Genomic DNA, 16,106 nt, shown 5'->3' on the forward strand with positions numbered 1-16,106 from the left:
GGGCGCCTTCGGGGGTAGGCTGCACACCATCACAGACTGCGGGCAGCCGCCCGCCCATGCAAGCGAGGTAGACGTGACGACCCTGCGCATCGGCTATCCCGGCGACGACCGGGTCATGCTCGAGATCCCCGACGATCTCCCGGAGCACGAGGAGATCTGGGTCTGGGACCTGCTCTTCGCCGCCACCCTCCACGAGTGCCACGGAGAGCCCGGCGTGGCCGAGTGGCAGGAAGATCGGGCCACCTGGGCCGTGAACATGGCGGGCAAGGTCTTCCTGCCGCCGGAGGAGATCAGCGCCGACGGCCAGGTCCGCTTCGGCGAGGTGGTGGTGGAGAGCGGGACGGTGGAGGATACCGACCCGGTGGAGATCGAGCTGGTCCACGAGGGCTCGGCCCTGCCGGGGCTGCGCGCCCGCTGGCCGGACGACCTCCCCGTGGGGCGGCGCCTGCAGGCGGTGGATGCCCTGGCCCAGTTCTTCATGGACCGCAACCGGCTCTTCCTGCGTGAACTGCCCCTGCATCTTCTGGCGATGCAGAAGTTCTACCAGGAGGAACGCAGTGCCGCCGATCCCGAGAGCGTGGGCGAGGCGCCGGTCTATGCGCTCAACAAGGCCATGGAGTACTTCGAGAGCCGCCGCCAGGAACTCTCCGAACCGGTGAGCTTCTTCGACACCCCGGGCTCTTCCTCTTCCTGAATCCTGCCCCGAATCCCTTTCGGGACACCGGTCACGCCCGGCAGCGGACCCCCTGGCACTCCCGCAGGCGGGTGCCGGCGGGCGGGTCGCCGCCGTAGCGGACGGCGGCCGGGTGGCCCAGCCCGTCCAGCAGCCGCAGCAGATCGCTTACCGAGCAGCAGCAGGGGCTGTACTGCACCAGGATCAATCGCGCGTTGCGCAGGGTGACGCGGGCGCTGATGACCCCCGTACGGGCGTGGAGCGCCTGCTCCAGCGCCTCGATCTGGCGGGCGGAGAGGGTCTCGTCCAGATGCAGAGTGGCGTCGAGGATGGGATAGACCATGGCGGTTCCCTCCCTGAAGTGGGCCATTCCGGCCCGGACAACTCCTCCGAGTGTAGCTCAGTGGTAGCAGCGGGGAAGGGTCCCGGCGCGAGAATCATGGCCCGGATCACGGTTCGGTCGGGAAGGGGCGTGGCCGGCTTGCATCGGTCAGGGGGGTCGACTAGCTTCAGTAGGTAGGGCATCGCCCTCGTCGGCACGGGCCGGCGTCGCTGTCGCAGGCCGGGGCGGATCCGGCATCCAGCCAGGGCAGGATCGCTATGAAGCAACCGTTGCAGATCACCAGCCGTTCCGTGGAACTCACCCCCGCCATCGAGGCGGCCATCCGGGAACGGGCCGAGCGCCTGGAGCGCTTCTTCCAGCCCATCATCGCCTGCCGGGTGGTGGTGGAGACTCCCCACCGCCACCAGTACAAGGGCCACCAGCACAATGTCCGCCTGGACATCACCGTCCCTGGCGAGGAGATCGTTGTCCGCCGGGAGCCGCGGGAGGACCTCTACGTCGCCATCCGCGATGCCTTCGACGCCGCCCGGCGCCGCCTCAAGGCGCGCGGGCGCAAGCGGCGCAATCACCACATCCACGGTGAGGCCCCCATGGCGGTGCCGGCCTGGGTCTCCGATCTGGAACCGGAGGCCGGCTTCGGCTTCATCACCACCTCCGAGGGCCGCGAGCTCTACTTCGAGAGCGGTGCCGTGCGGGGCGATCGCTTCGCCCATCTGAGCCTGGGAAGCCCCGTCCGGGTCACCGAGGGGGAGGGGGCCGGCGGTCCCGCCGCCCGCCGCGTGGAACCCCTGGCCGGCTGAGTCGGCCTACCCGGCCGGCAGCAGCCGTTCGGGGTTTGCCAGATCCATCCTTTCTCCCAGCCCCGGCGTCAGTATCGGGGCGTCGAACTCCCGTCCCAGCCGTGCCGCCAGCGCATCGCGCTGATCCGCCTCGCCGTGGACCAGGGCCACCGGCGGCCGGCCGTGGAAGCGACCGTACCACTCGGCCAGGCCGTCGCTGTCGGCGTGGGCGGAGAGCCCGCCGATGGTGTGGACCTTGGCCCCCACGCGGATGGGCTCGCCCCAGACCTTGATCTCCCGGGCCCCGTCCACCAGGGCGCGACCCGGCGTCCCCCGGGCCTGGAAGCCGGTGATGAGGACCTCGGTCTCCCGCCGCCAGAGGTTGTGCTTGAAGTGGTGGAGGATCCGACCGCCGGAGCACATGCCGGAGCCGGCGATGACCATGGCGCCACTGTGGATGCGGTTGATGGCCCGGGACTGGTTGGCGGTCCGGGAGAAGTGGAGGTTGGGCAGCTTGAAGGGGTTGGCCTGCTGTCCGCGCCACTGGCGGGCGGTCTCGTCGTAGAGCTGCCAGTGGCGGGCGTAGATCTCGGTGGCCTCGATGGCCATGGGGCTGTCTAGGAAGAGCTGCCAGCGGTCCACGCCCCACTCGGCGTAGTGGCGGTCCAGGACGTAGAGCAGCTCCTGGGTGCGGCCCACGGCGAAGGCGGGGATGAGGATGTTGCCGCGGTCGTGGCGGGCGCGCTCCAGGATCCCGGCCAGTTCCTCCCAGGTCGCGTCCCAGTCCCGGTGGTTGCGGCCGCCGTAGGTGCTCTCCAGCAGGACCAGGTCGGCCTGCTCCAGCGGCTCGGGATCGCGCAGGATGGGGGCCCCGCGATGGCCCAGGTCGCCGGAGAAGACCACGCGCCGACGGGTTTCCCCCTCGGCCAGTTCCACCTCCACGGTGGCGGAGCCGAGGATGTGGCCGGCGTCGTGGAGGGTGAGCGTGACTCCGGGGACCACCTCGTGGGGCTGGCCGTACTGGTGGGCCCGCATCCGGCGCACGGCGGCGGTGGCGTCCGCCCGGGTAAAGGCCGGCTCCACCCCCTCCTGGCCGCGCCGCGCCCGGCGCCGGCTCTCGTGTTCGGCGTCCTTCTCCTCCAGGAAGGCGGCATCCCGCAGCATCACCCGGGCGAGCTCCCGGGTGGCGGCGTGGGTATGGATGCGCCCCTGGAAGCCGTTCCGGACCAGTTGCGGCAGGCGGCCGCTGTGGTCGATGTGGGCATGGCTGAGGATGACAGCATCGAGGGAGGCGGGATCGAAGGGGAAGGGCTCGGCATTGCGGGCCTCGGCCTCGCGACCGCCCTGGATCATGCCGCAGTCCAGCAGGACGCGCCGGCCCCCCACCTCCAGGAGATGGCAGGAGCCGGTAACCTCGCCGGCGGCCCCGAAGAAGGTCAGCTCCATCAGCAGGTGTAGTACTTCTGGATGGAGCCGAGGTTGTAGACCTCGGGGAAGCCCAGCTGCTGGAGCAGCATCTGGGCCTGGGTGCTGCGGGCGCCGGAGGCGCAGTAGAGGACCACCGGCTTGTGCTCCTCCAGCTGGCCGGCCTGCTGGGCCATCACCTGGACCGGGATGTTCTGGGCGCCGGGGAGCGCCCCGCGGGCGAACTCGTCGGGGCCGCGGACATCCACCAGCTGGGCGCCGGCTTCCACCAGACGTTGGGCCTCGGGACAATCGATCTGCTCGAACATGGTCGGTTCACTCCGGTTCGGATGGGGAAAGGGGTTCGGCCTCCTCGATCCCCTGCAGGCGGGCGCAGAGGGAGAGGAGGAGGCCCTGTTCGGCCTCGCTGAGGCGGCCGAACAGGCGGTCCTGCACGGCCGTGCGCGCCGGCTCGGTCCGCGTCAGCAGTGCCTCGCCCTCCTGGGTGAGGGTATAGCGGCGCTCACGTCCGTTGTCGCGGGGCAGTTCCTGGACCCAGCCGCGCTCGGCGAGGATGCGCAGCTTGCGGAACATCACGCTGCGCTCGGATTCCAGCGCCGTGGCCACCTCGCGCACCGTGGCCTCGGCACGGCCCCGGAGCTGCATGAGCACCGGGATCTGGGTCGCCCGGACGCCGTGTTCGCGGTAGGCCTCGTCGAAGCACTTGAGGACGTAGTGGCTCACCCGCAATACCTGCAGGTTCATGCAGGCGGTCTCCGCGAGGGTGGACTCGCTCAAGGCGTCCTCCTGTGTATATGCACAACCAGAATGGTATCGGCGCTCTGCTACTTTGTGCAAGCCGGGCGCTTCGCCTAGTCCTCGGGAAGAAAGCGGGTGAGCAGGTCGTCCAGATAGCGCCAGCCGGTCTCCGTGGGCCGGATCCGCTCGATGTCCCAGTGCAGCAGGCCGTCGGCCTCGGCCTGCTGCAGCGTCTCCTGGACCACCGTCAGCGGCTGGCCGGTGCGGGCGGCGAAGAGTGCCGAGGGGAAGCCGTCGGCCAGGCGCAGGGCGTTCATGAGGAACTCGAAGGCGACCTCGCGTCGCCCGGGGTGGTGTTCGCCGGCCACCGCCGCCTCGCCCCCGCCGCTGTCCAGCCACGCCTGGGGGCGGCGCAGCCGCCAGTAGCGGCGGATGGTGCCGGCGGCCGGGTCGGTGACCTTGCCGTGGGCGCCGGCGCCCAGCCCCAGGTAGTCGCCGTAGAGCCAGTAGTTGAGGTTGTGCTGGCACTGCTTCCCCGGCCGGGCGAAGGCGGAGACCTCGTAGTGCTGGAAGCCGGCGGCGGCCAGTTGCGCCTCGCCGGCCTCCTGGATGGCCGCCAGGTCGTCCTCGGCCGGCAGCCGCGGCGGGCGGCGGCCGAACTCCGTCCCCGGCTCCAGGGTGAGCTGGTACCAGCTCAGGTGGCCGGTCTCCAGGTCGATGGCATCGGCGAGGTCGGCGGCGGCGTCCGCCGGGGTCTGCCCCGGCAGGCCGTGCATGAGGTCGAGATTGATCCGGTCGAAGCCGGCCGCGTGGGCCGCCTCCACCGCTGCCAGCGCCTCCCGGCGGCCGTGGATCCGGCCCAGCCGCTCGAGGGCGTCATCGCGGAAGCTCTGGATGCCCAGGGAGAGCCGATTGACCCCGGCGCTGCGAAGATCCGCGAACCGGGCCGCCTCGGCGGTGCCGGGGTTGGCCTCCAGGGTGATCTCGGTGGTCGGCGGCGGATTGAGCAGGGCCCGGATCCCGGCCAGCAGGCGGTCCACCGCCTCCGGCGAGAGCAGGCTCGGCGTCCCGCCGCCGATGAAGATGCTGGCGATACCCCGCCCCCAGACGGCGGGCAGGTCGGCCTCCAGGTCGCGCAGCAGGGTGTCCACGCACGCGCTCTCCGGTAGAGGGCCCGTGTACTCGTGGGAATTGAAGTCGCAGTAGGGGCACTTGCGGACGCACCACGGGATGTGGATGTAGAGCGCCAGCGGCGGGGCTTCGGTGAAGGTCAGCATGCCCCCATTCTACGCCGCCGCCCGCCGCCGGGACCACGGCGGCGGTTCAGGAAGAGGCGTGGTGCAGCCGGAAGAGGGCGGCGGTGGCGGCCCCCAGGGCGGCGACGGCGGTGGCCATGCCTAGGGTCAGGATGAAGCCGGGCGTGCTGGGGTGGTCGGTGGGTAGCCGGGCGGCCACGGCTACCAGTGCGCTGCCGGTAACCAGGGTGGCGATTCCCCACGCCGTGATACCGCAGCCACTGCCCAGCAACAGGCGCGCCAGGCCGCTGCCGGTCGCCAGGGCGGCGAGGAGGACCAGCAGTGCAATGGGGATATAGGCGGACATGGTGATTTCCCCCGGTTATCGTCCATGGTCCGGGGGAGTCTGGCAGGGCCCTGATGACACTGCTGTGACAATGGTCACAACCTGCATTCCCAGTCGGGTTTTCAGTCTGCCAGGGCGCTTCGCAGGGTGGCCAGGGCACGGCCCCGGTGGCTGATCCGGTTCTTCTCGGTGGCATCCAGTTCGGCCGAGGCGCAGCCGTGATCCGGCACCCAGAAGAGGGGGTCGTAGCCGAAGCCGCCCGCGCCGCGGGGCGCCTCCAGGATGCGGCCCTCCCAGAACCCCTGGGCGATGATCGGGGTGGGGTCGTCGGCGTGATCGAGGTAGGCGAGTACGCAGACGAAGCGGGCCGTGCGCCGCTCGGCCGGTAGGCCCTCCAGCTCTGCCAGCAGGCGGGCGTTGTTGGCGGCATCGTCGCTATCGGGCCCGGCGTAGCGCGCGGATAGGACCCCGGGCGCGCCGTCCAGGGCGTCCACCTCCAGGCCGGAGTCGTCGGCGATGGCGGCCAGTCCGGTGTGGCGGGCGGCATTGCGCGCCTTGGCCAGGGCGTTCTCGACGAAGGTGGGATGGGGCTCCTCCGCCTCCGGGACGCCGTGGTCGCTCTGGGGCTCCACCACGAGGCCCGCCGGCTCCAGCAGGGTGGAGAGTTCGGCCACCTTGCCGCGGTTGCCGGAGGCCAGGACCACGCGTCGGGTCATTGCGACAGGGCCTCCCGCTGGGCCGCCACCAGGCGGGCGATGCCGCCCTGGGCGAGATCCAGCATCGCGTCCATCTCGTCCCGCCGGAAGGGGTGGCCCTCGGCGGTGCCCTGGACCTCGATGAAGTCCCCGGCGTCGTTCATGACCACGTTCATGTCGGTCTCGGCGTTGGAGTCCTCGGCGTAGTCCAGGTCCACCACCGGGGTCCCCTGGTAGATACCCACCGAGACCGAGGCGATGCCGTGGCGGATGGGGCTGGCCGGCAGCCGGCCGGCGGCTACCTCGCAGGCCATGGCATCGGCCAGGGCGACGAAGCCGCCGGTGATGGAGGCGGTGCGGGTGCCGCCGTCGGCCTGGATGACGTCGCAGTCGATGGTCACCGTCCGCTCGCCCAGGGCCTCCATGTCCATGCCGGCGCGCAGGGAGCGGCCGATGAGGCGCTGGATCTCCACGGTGCGGCCGCCCTGCTTGCCCCGGGCTGCCTCGCGCTGGCCGCGGGTGTCGGTGGCCCGGGGGAGCATGCCGTACTCGGCGGTCACCCAGCCCCGGCCCTGGCCGCGCAGGAAGCCGGGCACCCGCTCCTCCACGCTGGCGGTGCAGATGACGCGGGTATCCCCGAACTCCACCAGCACCGAACCCTCGGCGTGCTTGGTGAAGTTCCGGGTCAGGCGGACTTCGCGGATCTCGTCGGGCTGGCGACCGCTGGGGCGCATGGGGACCTCCTCTCGAATGGCCGGCCATTGTAACCGGCAGGGCGGAGCGGGGACGAGTCTGGCGACGCGCCCGGCCCCCCGCGTAGAATGCGCGCCTGGCCAGCAGGAGACGACGCGCATGAGCGAGCAGCAGCAACCCGGCACCCTCTACGTCATCTCGGCCCCCTCCGGTGCCGGCAAGACCAGCCTGGTGCGCGCCCTGGTCGAGAGTACCCCGGATATCGCCGTCTCCGTCTCCCATACCACCCGCCCGCCCCGGGAGGGGGAGACTGACGGTGTCGACTACCACTTCACCGACGTTGCCACCTTCGAGTCCATGGTCGCCGAGGGCGCCTTTCTGGAGCATGCGAAGGTCTTCGACAATTATTACGGGACCTCGCGCAATGCCGCCCTGGACGGCGTCAGCCAGGGTCGCGACGTCATCCTGGAGATCGACTGGCAGGGGGCCCGCCAGGTCCGCGAGTCCATCCCCCAGGCGGTGGGGATCTTCATCCTGCCGCCCTCCCGGACGGTGCTGGCCGAGCGGCTGCAGGGCCGCGGCCAGGACAGCGCCGAGGTCATCCAGCGGCGGATGGAGGCGGCGCAGGCGGAGATGGCCCACTTCGAGGAGTTCGACTACCTGGTGGTCAACGACGACTTCGACACCGCCCTGAGCGAGCTGTGCTCCGTGGTCACCGCCCGGCGCCTGCGCGGGGAGGCCCAGCGCTGGCGGCACGCATCCCTGCTGGAGGAACTTCTGGCGACGGGGCCCTAGGCGCGGCCGTGTTCGTGCAGTAGAATCGATCGGTCCGGGAAACCAATCTAGAGGCTGGCATGGCACGTATTACCGTCGAGGACTGTCTGGACAACGTCGACAACCGCTTTCAGCTCGTGCTGGTGGCCACCCGCCGCGCGCGGCAGCTGGCCAATGGCGCCGAGCCCTACGTGCCGTGGGAGGATGACAAGCCCACCGTCGTCGCCCTGCGCGAGATCGCCGCGGGCCACGTGGGCCGCGAGGTCTTGGACGAGGAAGATGGCGCCCCGGCTCCGGCCGCCGAGCCGTCGCCCTTCCTGGAGGCCGACGAGCGGGCGTGAGCACCGCGGTTCAGCAGGAGCCCGTCCTGCTCATCAGTGACCTGTGCGAGCAGCTGGAGGACTACCTCGAGCCGGAACAGGTCGCCGAGGTCTATCGCGCCTATCTCTTCGGCGCCGAGGCCCATGAGGGCCAGCAGCGTCTCTCCGGCGAGCCCTACATCTACCACCCCCTGGCGGTGGCCCAGATCCTCGCCGAACTCCGCCTGGACCACGAGAGCCTGGTGGCCGGTGTCCTCCACGACACCCTGGAGGACACCCGGGTCGCCAAGGAGGACATCGCCGCCGCCTTCAGCGAGGAGGTGGCGGAGCTGGTGGATGGCGTCTCCAAGCTCACCCAGGTCCATTTCAGCAGCAAGGCGGAGGCGGAGGCGGAGAACTTCCGCAAGATGATGCTGGCCATGGCCCGCGATCTGCGGGTCATCCTCATCAAGCTCGCCGATCGCCTCCACAACATGCGCACCCTCGGGGTCATGCGGCCGGACAAGCGCCGTCGCATCGCCCGGGAGACCCTGGACATCTATGCCCCCATCGCCAACCGCCTGGGCATGAACTCCCTGCGGCTGGAACTGGAGGACCTGGGTTTCCGGGCCCTGCACCCCATGCGTTACCGGATCCTGTCCAAGGCCGTGCAGCGCGCCCGCGGCAACCGCAAGGAGGTGGTGGCCCGCATCGAGGGCGGACTCAAGGCGCGCCTGGCCGAGGAGGGTCTGGAGGGGCGCGTGGAGGGCCGCGAGAAGCACCTCTACAGCATCTACCGCAAGATGCGGGACAAGCACCTGGCCTTCCAGGAGGTCTTCGACGTCTACGCCTTCCGCGTCGTCGTGGACCGGGTGGATACCTGCTACCGGGTGCTGGGCGCCGTCCACAACCTCTACAAGCCGGTGCCGGGGCGGTTCAAGGACTACATCGCCATCCCCAAGGCCAACGGCTACCAGTCCCTGCACACCGTCCTCTTCAGCCCCTGGGGCGTGCCCATCGAGATCCAGATCCGGACCCGGGACATGGACCGGGTGGCCGAGGCCGGCATCGCCGCCCACTGGCTCTACAAGACCGGGAACGAGGCCCACGCCACCGTCGCCCAGACGCGCGCCCGGGAGTGGCTGCGGGAGCTGCTGGAGATGCAGCAGAACGCCGGCAACTCCATGGAGTTCCTGGAGAACGTCAAGGTCGACCTGTTCCCCGACGAGGTCTACGTCTTCACCCCCAAGGGCCAGATCATGGAGCTGCCGCGGGGGGCCACGGCGGTGGACTACGCCTACGCCGTCCACTCCGATGTGGGCAATACCTGCGTCGGCGCCCGCATCGATCGGCGCCTCATGCCGCTGAACACCCGGCTGCTCAACGGCCAGACGGTGGAGATCGTCACCGCCCCGGGTGCCCATCCGAACCCTGCCTGGCTCAATTTCGTCATCACCGGCAAGGCGCGCACCGCCATCCGCGCCTACCTCAAGGACCTCCAGGCGGACGAGGCCGTCGCCCTGGGTCGCCGGTTGCTGGAACGAGCCCTCTCCGCCCGGGGGGAATCCCTGGAGGGCGTGGATCGCCAGCAGCTCGATCGCGTGGTCACCGAACTCGGTGCCGAGGACCCGGAGGGCCTGTTCCGCGACATCGGCCTGGGGCGCCAGCTGCCGGCCCTGGTGGCCCAGGCGCTGGCGCCGGTGGCCGTGGGCGGCGGGGAGACCTCGCAGCCCCTGACGGTGCGCGGTACCGAGGGGATGGTGGTGAGCTTCGCCAAGTGCTGCCACCCCATCCCCGGGGATGCCATCCTCGGCTTCATGAGCGCCGGGCGCGGGCTGGTCATCCACCGCCGCGGCTGTCGCAACGTGGTCGAGGACCGCCACGGCCCGGAGAAGTGGATGCACGTCGCCTGGTCCGACGAGGCCAGCGGCGAATTCCCGGTGGAGCTGCGCGTGGAGGTGGCCAACCGCCGCGGCGTGCTGGCCACCGTGGCCGCCACCATCGCCGAGCTGGAGGCGAACATCGAGAATGTCGACGTGGAGGACCGCGACGGGGTCCACTCCGCGCTGCTGCTCACCGTCTCCGTGCGCGACCGGGTCCACCTGGCGCGGATCATGCGCCGCATCCGCAAGGTGGAGTCGGTGGCCCGGATCACCCGTTACTGAAACCCGTCATCGAGGAGGACCCATGCCCCGCGAGATCATCGCCACCGACGCCGCCCCCGCCGCCATCGGGCCCTACTCCCAGGCGGTAAAGAGCGGCTCCACCGTCTATCTCTCCGGCCAGATCCCGCTGGATCCGGCCACCATGACCCTGGTGGAGGGCGATTTCGGCGCGCAGGTGCGGCGGGTGCTGGACAACCTTGCCGCCGTGGCCGCCGCCGCCGGGGGCAGCCTGGCCGATGTCGCCAAGCTTAACATCTACCTCACCGACATGGAGCGCTTCGGCGAGGCCAACGCCATCATGGAAGAGGTCTTCGACGAGCCCTGGCCGGCCCGGGCCGCCATCGGCGTGGCCGCCCTGCCCAAGGGGGCGGCGGTGGAGATGGACGGCTTCCTGGAGCTGTAGCTGATGGCCGCTTCGGCGCCGCCGGAGCGGCGGCCGATCACCGACCTCCACGGCGTGGGACCCCGGCAGGCCGAGCGGCTCGGCCGGCTCGGGGTCACCACCGTGGCCGATCTCCTGTTCCACCTGCCCCTGCGCTACCAGGACCGGACCCGGGTGCTCCCCCTGGGCAGCCTGCGGCCCGGCGACGAGGCGGTCATCGAGGCGGAGGTGGTCCAGGCCGGCACCCACGACGGTCGCCGCCGCAGCCTCCTGGCCCGGGTGGCCGACGGCACCGGCTGGCTGACCCTGCGCTGGTTCTACTTCGGCCCCGGGCTCCAGCGCAGCCTCGTCCCCGGCGCTCGGGGTCGCTGGTTCGGTGAGGTGCGCACCGGGCCCACGGGGCTGGAGATGGTCCACCCCGAGGCCATGAAGGAGGGGGAGGGCGACGCCCTGACCCCCATCTACCCGGCTACCGAGGGGCTCACCCAGCCCGCCCTGCGGACGCTCATGGAGCGCGCCCTGCCGGCAGCCGCCGAGCTGGCCGATCCCCTGGCCGGCGAGGGGGACGACCTCCCGGAGCTGGCCACCGCTCTGCAGACCATCCACCGCCCACCCCCCGAGGCCGACACCGAGGCGCTGCTGGAGGGCACCCATCCGGCGCGCCGGCGGCTCGCCTTCGAGGAGCTGGTGGCGCGCCAGATCGGCCTGCGCCGCCTGCGCGCGGCGGCCGGGGCCCACGCGGCACCGCCCCTGGCCCCCACCGGCCGGCTCACCAACGCCCTGCTGGCCTCGCTGCCCTTCAACCTCACCGCCGCCCAGGAGCGGGTGGCCGCCGAGATCCGTGCCGATCTCGGCGAGGCCCACCCCATGCAGCGGCTGGTCCAGGGCGACGTGGGCTCCGGCAAGACCGTGGTGGCCGCGCTGGCGGCCCTGCAGGCGGTGGAGGCCGGCTGGCAGGTGGCGGTGATGGCGCCCACCGAGATCCTGGCCGAACAGCACCGCGCCAGCTTCCAGGCCTGGTGCGAACCCCTGGGGCTGGAGGTGGCGTGGCTCTCCGGCCGCGACCGCGGCGACAGCCGGCGCGCCGCCGCCGAGGCGGTGGCCAGCGGCCGCGCCGCCATCGCCGTGGGGACCCATGCCCTGTTTCAGGAGGGGATGGCCTTCCACGACCTGGGGCTGGTGATCATCGACGAACAGCACCGCTTCGGCGTCCACCAGCGCCTGGCCCTGCGCGAGAAGGGCGGTGGCGAGGGCCGCTGGCCCCACCAGCTCATCATGACCGCCACCCCCATCCCGCGGACCCTGGCCCAGAGCGCCTACGCCGACCTGGACGTCTCGGTCATCGACGAGCGCCCGCCCGGCCGCACGCCGGTGGAGACCGTCGCCGTCCCCGACAGCCGCCGCCCCGAGGTGGTGGAGCGGGTGGGCCGGGCCTGCGCCGAGGGCCGGCAGGCCTACTGGGTCTGCACCCTCATCGAGGAGTCGGAGGCCTCCGCCGCCCAGGCGGCGGAGCAGACCGCCGCCGAGCTGGGGGAGGCGCTGCCGACACTGCACGTGGGCCTGGTCCATGGCCGCCTGCGCCCGGAGGAGAAGGAGGCGGTGATGGCCGCCTTCAAGGCCGGCGAGCTGGACCTGCTGGTGGCCACCACCGTCATCGAGGTGGGGGTGGATGTCCCCAACGCCAGCCTCATGATCATCGAGAACCCCGAACGGCTGGGGCTGGCCCAGCTCCACCAGCTCCGCGGCCGGGTGGGGCGGGGGAGCGCGAAGTCCTCCTGCGTCCTCCTCTACCACGGTCCCCTCTCGGAGAACGCCGGCCAGCGGCTGGCGGTGATGCGCGAGAGCGACGATGGCTTTACCATCGCCCGTCACGACCTGGCCCTGCGCGGCTCCGGCGAGGTCCTGGGAACCCGCCAGACCGGCGTGGCCGGGCTGCGCGCCGCCGACCTCCAGCGCGACGCCGACCTGCTGCCGGCGGTGCAGCAGCGCGCCGATGCCCTGCTGGAACGCCCCGAGGCGGCCGAGGTGCTGGAACGCCGCTGGCTCCCCGAGGGCGAGCGCTACGCCGCCGTCTGAGGCCACGAGGAGAGGAATCCGCGTGCCGGAACCCACCTGGTATCCCGCAGCCATTGCCCGGCTCCCCCGCCAGCAGGCCGCCCTGCTGCGCGAGACCGGCTCCTTTACCCGCGCCCTGGGCCGGGCCTGCGGGCAGCCGCCCCGCGTCCGACTGCTGGATCAGGGCTGGGGCCGGCCGCGAGGGGAGGAGGTCCGGGCCCTGGCCCTGGCGGAGGGCCGCTTCGGCCTCATCCGGCGGATAGAGCTGCACTGTGGTGTGGAGCCGGTCTTCGCCCGCACCGTCATCCCCCCGGAGACCATCGCCGCCCGTCCCGGGCTGGGGCGCATGGGCGAGCGCGCCCTGGGCGCCGCGCTCTTCGCCGACCCGGCGGTGGAGCGCGGTCGGCTGGAGGTGGCGCGGCTGGCGCCGGGGATGGCGCTGCACGCCGAGGCGGGCGGCGGGGCCCCGCGCTGGGCACGCCGCTCCCTCTTCCGGGTGGGCGGCAAGGCGCTGCTGGTCTGCGAGGTGCTACCGCCCCTCGATTTGTGACCCACCGCCGGGTCTGCGAAGATCCCCCCATTCCCGCAATTCCGGAGGTTGCCCGTGCGTATCGCCCACACCATGATCCGCGTTGCCGATCTCGACGAGTCCATCGACTTCTACACCAACAAGATCGGCCTGGAGCTGGTCTCCCGGGATGAACTCCCCGGCGCCGATGCCACCCTGGCCTTCATCCGCGACCCGAAATCGGGCCACGAGATCGAGCTGACCTACAACCACGACGGCCGCGACTACGACCTGGGCGACGCCTTCGGCCATATCGCCTTCTACGTCGCCGACGTCGACGCCACCATCGCCCAGTGGCGGGAGCGCGGGGTCCCCGTCGCCCTGGAGCCGCTGGTCATCGGCAACGGCATGAAGATCGCCTTCGTCACCGACCCCACCGGCTACGCCCTGGAACTCATCGAGAAGCCGGAAGCGGCCTGAGGGAGGGCAGCATGGCCACCGGCGCGCTCCTCACACCCCGGCGGCGGGCCCGACTCGCCGACTACGGCCGGCTCATGCGGGTGGACCGGCCCATCGGCACCCTGCTGCTGCTCTGGCCCACCCTCTGGGCGCTGTGGCTGGCCGCCGATGGCTTCCCGGACCTCCACCTCTTCCTCATCTTCTTCGTGGGGGTCTTCCTCATGCGCTCGGCCGGCTGCGTCATCAACGACTTCGCCGACCGCGATTTCGACCCCCATGTCCGCCGTACCCGCGACCGGCCACTGGCCGCCGGGCGAGTGAGTCCGGGAGAGGCGCTGGCGCTCTTCGCCGGTCTCTGTCTGCTCGCCTTCATCCTGGTCCTGTTCACCAACACCCTGACCATCCAGCTCGCCTTCGTGGGAGTGCTGCTGGCGGCGGCCTACCCCTTCGCCAAGCGCTACACCCATCTGCCCCAGGTGGTCCTCGGTGCCGCCTTCGGCTGGTCGGTGCCCATGGCGTGGGCGGCCCAGGCCGGCCACGTGCCGCCGGAGGGGTGGCTGCTCTTCATCGCCAACCTGCTCTGGACCACCGCCTACGACACCATGTACGGCATGGCCGATCGCGAGGAGGACCTGAAGATCGGCGTGAAGTCGACGGCCATCCTCTTCGGCGAGCTGGACCGCTTCTGGGTCGGCGTTCTCCAGACCGCGGCGGTCATTGCCCTGTTCCTGCTGGGGCTGAAGCTCCAGCTCGGTGCCTTCTACTACATGGGTATCACCGTGGCCGCCGGTCTGGCAGCGTGGCACCAGCTACTCATCGAGGACCGCGATCCCCGGCGCTGCTTCGAGGCCTTCCTCCACAACAACTGGTTCGGCTTCGCCATCTTCATCGGCATCGTCCTGGATCGGCTCGTACCTCTGGGGGGCGGCGGTTGAGGCGAGCGCCGGGTTAACAGCCGGACCCCGGCGCGATAGGCTGACCCATTCCGATTCCACCAGTGGGGGATCACCCTTGAACCAATACCTGCGCTCGGTACTGGCCCCCTTCCTGGGCAGCCTCCGGGATCTGGCACCCATCGTCCTGGTTATTGGCTTCTTCCAGGCGGTGGTGGTGCGCCAGCCCCTGCCGGAGGTGAGTGCCATCCTCTCCGGCGCGGTCCTGGTGGTTCTGGGGCTGACCCTCTTCATACGGGGGCTGGAGATGGGGCTCTTCCCCCTGGGCGAATCCATGGCGCGCGCCTTCGCCCGCAAGGGCAGCGCCTTCTGGCTCTTCACCTTCGCCTTCGCCCTGGGCTTCGGGACTACCGTGGCGGAGCCGGCCCTGGTGGCGGTGGCGGACAAGGCCGCGGAGACGGTGGCCACCGCCGGGGTGATCGCCGATACCGATGTCGCCCGGGCGGAGTACGCGCTGGTCCTGCGCTACGTGGTGGCGCTGGCGGTGGGCAGTGCCGTCCTCCTGGGGGTGCTGCGCATCCTCAAGGGCTGGCCGCTCCACTACCTGGTGATCACGGGCTACGCCCTGGTCCTGGCGCTCACCAGCATCGCCCCGGAGAGCATCATCGGCATCGCCTATGACGCCGGCGGCGTGACCACCTCCACCATTACCGTGCCCCTGGTCACCGCCCTGGGCGTGGGGCTGGCCTCCAGCATCGAGGGGCGCAACCCGGTGCTGGACGGCTTCGGCATCATCGCCTTCGCCTCGGTGATGCCCATCCTCTTCGTTCTGGCCTACGGGGTGGTTCTTTGAGCGGCCTGTTCGCCACCCTGGGCGAGGTTCTCCTGGGGACGCTGCGCGATGTCCTGCCCATCGCCGTGATCCTGTTCGTCTTCCAGGCGCTGGTGCTGCGCAAGCGGGTGCCCCACGTGGGCCGGGTGCTCCTGGGCTTTGGCTACGTGGTCGCCGGGCTGACCCTCTTCCTGGCGGGGCTGGACCAGGCGCTCTTCCCCCTGGGCGACCTCATGGCGCGCCAGCTTACCGACCCGGCCTTCATCACCGGTGAGGAGGGCGCCGAGGCCGGGGACCTGATCTGGCACGACTACTACTGGGTCTACCTCTTCGGGGCGACCATCGGCTTCGCCACCGCCATGGCCGAGCCGGCGCTCATCGCCGTGGCCATCAAGGCGAACCAGGTCTCCGGCGGGGTGGTCGGCGTCTGGGGACTGCGGGTGGCCGTGGGGATCGGCGCCGCCCTGGGGATCGCCATCGGCGCCCTGCGCATCGTCACCGGGATCCCGCTGGCGGCGGTGGTCTCGGTGGCCTACGCCCTGGTCATCATCCAGACCTTCCTGGCGCCCCGGGCGATCATCCCGCTCGCCTACGACTCCGGCGGGGTGACCACCTCCACGGTGACCGTGCCCATCGTCACCGCCCTGGGGCTGGGGCTGGCCGGGACCATCCCCGGCCGGGACCCGGTGCTGGACGGCTTCGGCATGATCGCTACCACCTGTCTCTTTCCCATCGTTACCGTCATGGCCTACGCCCAGTTGAGCGACTGGCGCGCGCGTCGGCGGGCGGGCTAGGCTCTCGCGGAGGAAACC

The 16,106-nt window shown here is 71.2% G+C and carries 20 protein-coding genes; 12 read left to right on the forward strand and 8 right to left on the reverse strand.

Annotated features, from left to right (window positions below; genetic code table 11):
• Window positions 1-73: 73 nt before the first annotated feature.
• Window positions 74-694: a hypothetical protein gene (locus BM272_RS04420; protein WP_093427556.1), complete on the forward strand. Its 621-nt coding sequence runs from the start codon at window positions 74-76 to the stop codon at window positions 692-694.
• Between the two features lie 31 nt (window positions 695-725).
• Here the strand turns inward: BM272_RS04420 and BM272_RS04425 are convergent, their stop codons facing one another.
• Entirely contained in the window at window positions 726-1,043 is a 318-nt protein-coding gene (locus tag BM272_RS04425; RefSeq protein ID WP_093427557.1) for a hypothetical protein, read from the reverse strand.
• 230 nt (window positions 1,044-1,273) lie between these two features.
• Between BM272_RS04425 and hpf the strand changes: the two genes are divergently transcribed.
• Window positions 1,274-1,816, forward strand: coding sequence for a ribosome hibernation-promoting factor, HPF/YfiA family (gene hpf, locus BM272_RS04430; RefSeq protein WP_093427558.1), 543 nt, complete (start codon window positions 1,274-1,276; stop codon window positions 1,814-1,816).
• A 6-nt stretch (window positions 1,817-1,822) separates the two neighbouring features.
• On the opposite strand, the gene BM272_RS04435 is transcribed toward hpf, so the two are convergent.
• From BM272_RS04435 to rph, 7 genes are all read right to left on the reverse strand, one after another.
• A complete protein-coding gene (locus tag BM272_RS04435) occupies window positions 1,823-3,241 on the reverse strand; it encodes an MBL fold metallo-hydrolase RNA specificity domain-containing protein (RefSeq protein WP_093427559.1) in 1,419 nt (472 codons plus the stop codon).
• Window positions 3,241-3,528, reverse strand: a complete 288-nt coding sequence (locus BM272_RS04440) for a rhodanese-like domain-containing protein (protein ID WP_093427560.1) — start codon at window positions 3,526-3,528, stop codon at window positions 3,241-3,243. Before BM272_RS04440 ends, BM272_RS04435 begins: the two co-directional genes overlap by 1 nt.
• Window positions 3,529-3,535: 7 nt before the next feature.
• Entirely contained in the window at window positions 3,536-3,997 is a 462-nt protein-coding gene (locus BM272_RS04445) for a MarR family winged helix-turn-helix transcriptional regulator (RefSeq protein ID WP_093427561.1), read from the reverse strand.
• Window positions 3,998-4,071: 74 nt separating this feature from the next.
• A complete protein-coding gene (hemW, locus tag BM272_RS04450) occupies window positions 4,072-5,235 on the reverse strand; it encodes a radical SAM family heme chaperone HemW (protein WP_093427562.1) in 1,164 nt (387 codons plus the stop codon).
• Window positions 5,236-5,281: 46 nt separating this feature from the next.
• Window positions 5,282-5,560 carry a hypothetical protein gene (locus BM272_RS04455; RefSeq protein ID WP_093427563.1) on the reverse strand — a complete coding sequence of 93 codons (279 nt, stop codon included), beginning with the start codon at window positions 5,558-5,560 and terminating at the stop codon, window positions 5,282-5,284.
• Between the two features lie 101 nt (window positions 5,561-5,661).
• Window positions 5,662-6,255, reverse strand: coding sequence for an RdgB/HAM1 family non-canonical purine NTP pyrophosphatase (gene rdgB, locus BM272_RS04460; protein WP_093427564.1), 594 nt, complete (start codon window positions 6,253-6,255; stop codon window positions 5,662-5,664).
• Window positions 6,252-6,968 carry a ribonuclease PH gene (gene rph / locus BM272_RS04465; protein ID WP_093427565.1) on the reverse strand — a complete coding sequence of 239 codons (717 nt, stop codon included), beginning with the start codon at window positions 6,966-6,968 and terminating at the stop codon, window positions 6,252-6,254. Before rph ends, rdgB begins: the two co-directional genes overlap by 4 nt.
• Before the next feature lie 118 nt (window positions 6,969-7,086).
• On the opposite strand from rph, the gene gmk reads away from it, so the two are divergent.
• The 10 genes from gmk (at window position 7,087) to BM272_RS13975 (ending at window position 16,088) form a co-directional block, all read left to right on the forward strand.
• Entirely contained in the window at window positions 7,087-7,722 is a 636-nt protein-coding gene (gene gmk / locus BM272_RS04470; RefSeq protein ID WP_093427566.1) for a guanylate kinase, read from the forward strand.
• A gap of 59 nt (window positions 7,723-7,781) precedes the next feature.
• Window positions 7,782-8,042: a DNA-directed RNA polymerase subunit omega gene (rpoZ, locus tag BM272_RS04475; RefSeq protein WP_093427567.1), complete on the forward strand. Its 261-nt coding sequence runs from the start codon at window positions 7,782-7,784 to the stop codon at window positions 8,040-8,042.
• Window positions 8,039-10,165, forward strand: a complete 2,127-nt coding sequence (spoT, locus tag BM272_RS04480) for a bifunctional GTP diphosphokinase/guanosine-3',5'-bis pyrophosphate 3'-pyrophosphohydrolase (protein WP_093427568.1) — start codon at window positions 8,039-8,041, stop codon at window positions 10,163-10,165. The genes rpoZ and spoT overlap by 4 nt, the downstream gene beginning before the upstream one ends.
• Before the next feature lie 22 nt (window positions 10,166-10,187).
• The gene (locus BM272_RS04485) at window positions 10,188-10,568 is read left to right on the forward strand and encodes a Rid family detoxifying hydrolase (protein WP_093427569.1); all 381 of its coding nucleotides are present in this window, start codon (window positions 10,188-10,190) and stop codon (window positions 10,566-10,568) included.
• Between the two features lie 3 nt (window positions 10,569-10,571).
• Complete coding sequence (recG, locus tag BM272_RS04490) at window positions 10,572-12,623, forward strand: ATP-dependent DNA helicase RecG (RefSeq protein WP_093427570.1); 2,052 nt, start codon at window positions 10,572-10,574, stop codon at window positions 12,621-12,623.
• 22 nt (window positions 12,624-12,645) lie between these two features.
• On the forward strand, window positions 12,646-13,152 hold the full coding sequence (locus BM272_RS04495) for a chorismate--pyruvate lyase family protein (RefSeq protein WP_159433018.1): 507 nt from the start codon (window positions 12,646-12,648) through the stop codon (window positions 13,150-13,152).
• Window positions 13,153-13,206: 54 nt separating this feature from the next.
• Entirely contained in the window at window positions 13,207-13,590 is a 384-nt protein-coding gene (locus tag BM272_RS04500; RefSeq protein WP_093427572.1) for a VOC family protein, read from the forward strand.
• 11 nt (window positions 13,591-13,601) lie between these two features.
• Window positions 13,602-14,504, forward strand: coding sequence for a 4-hydroxybenzoate octaprenyltransferase (gene ubiA, locus BM272_RS04505; protein WP_093427573.1), 903 nt, complete (start codon window positions 13,602-13,604; stop codon window positions 14,502-14,504).
• 88 nt (window positions 14,505-14,592) lie between these two features.
• On the forward strand, window positions 14,593-15,315 hold the full coding sequence (locus tag BM272_RS13970; protein WP_093427759.1) for a DUF1538 family protein: 723 nt from the start codon (window positions 14,593-14,595) through the stop codon (window positions 15,313-15,315).
• Window positions 15,312-16,088: a DUF1538 domain-containing protein gene (locus BM272_RS13975; protein WP_240308018.1), complete on the forward strand. Its 777-nt coding sequence runs from the start codon at window positions 15,312-15,314 to the stop codon at window positions 16,086-16,088. The genes BM272_RS13970 and BM272_RS13975 overlap by 4 nt, the downstream gene beginning before the upstream one ends.
• The last annotated feature ends 18 nt before the right edge of the window (window positions 16,089-16,106 follow it).

This window comes from Thiohalospira halophila DSM 15071 (assembly GCF_900112605.1).
GTDB lineage: Bacteria > Pseudomonadota > Gammaproteobacteria > Thiohalospirales > Thiohalospiraceae > Thiohalospira > Thiohalospira halophila.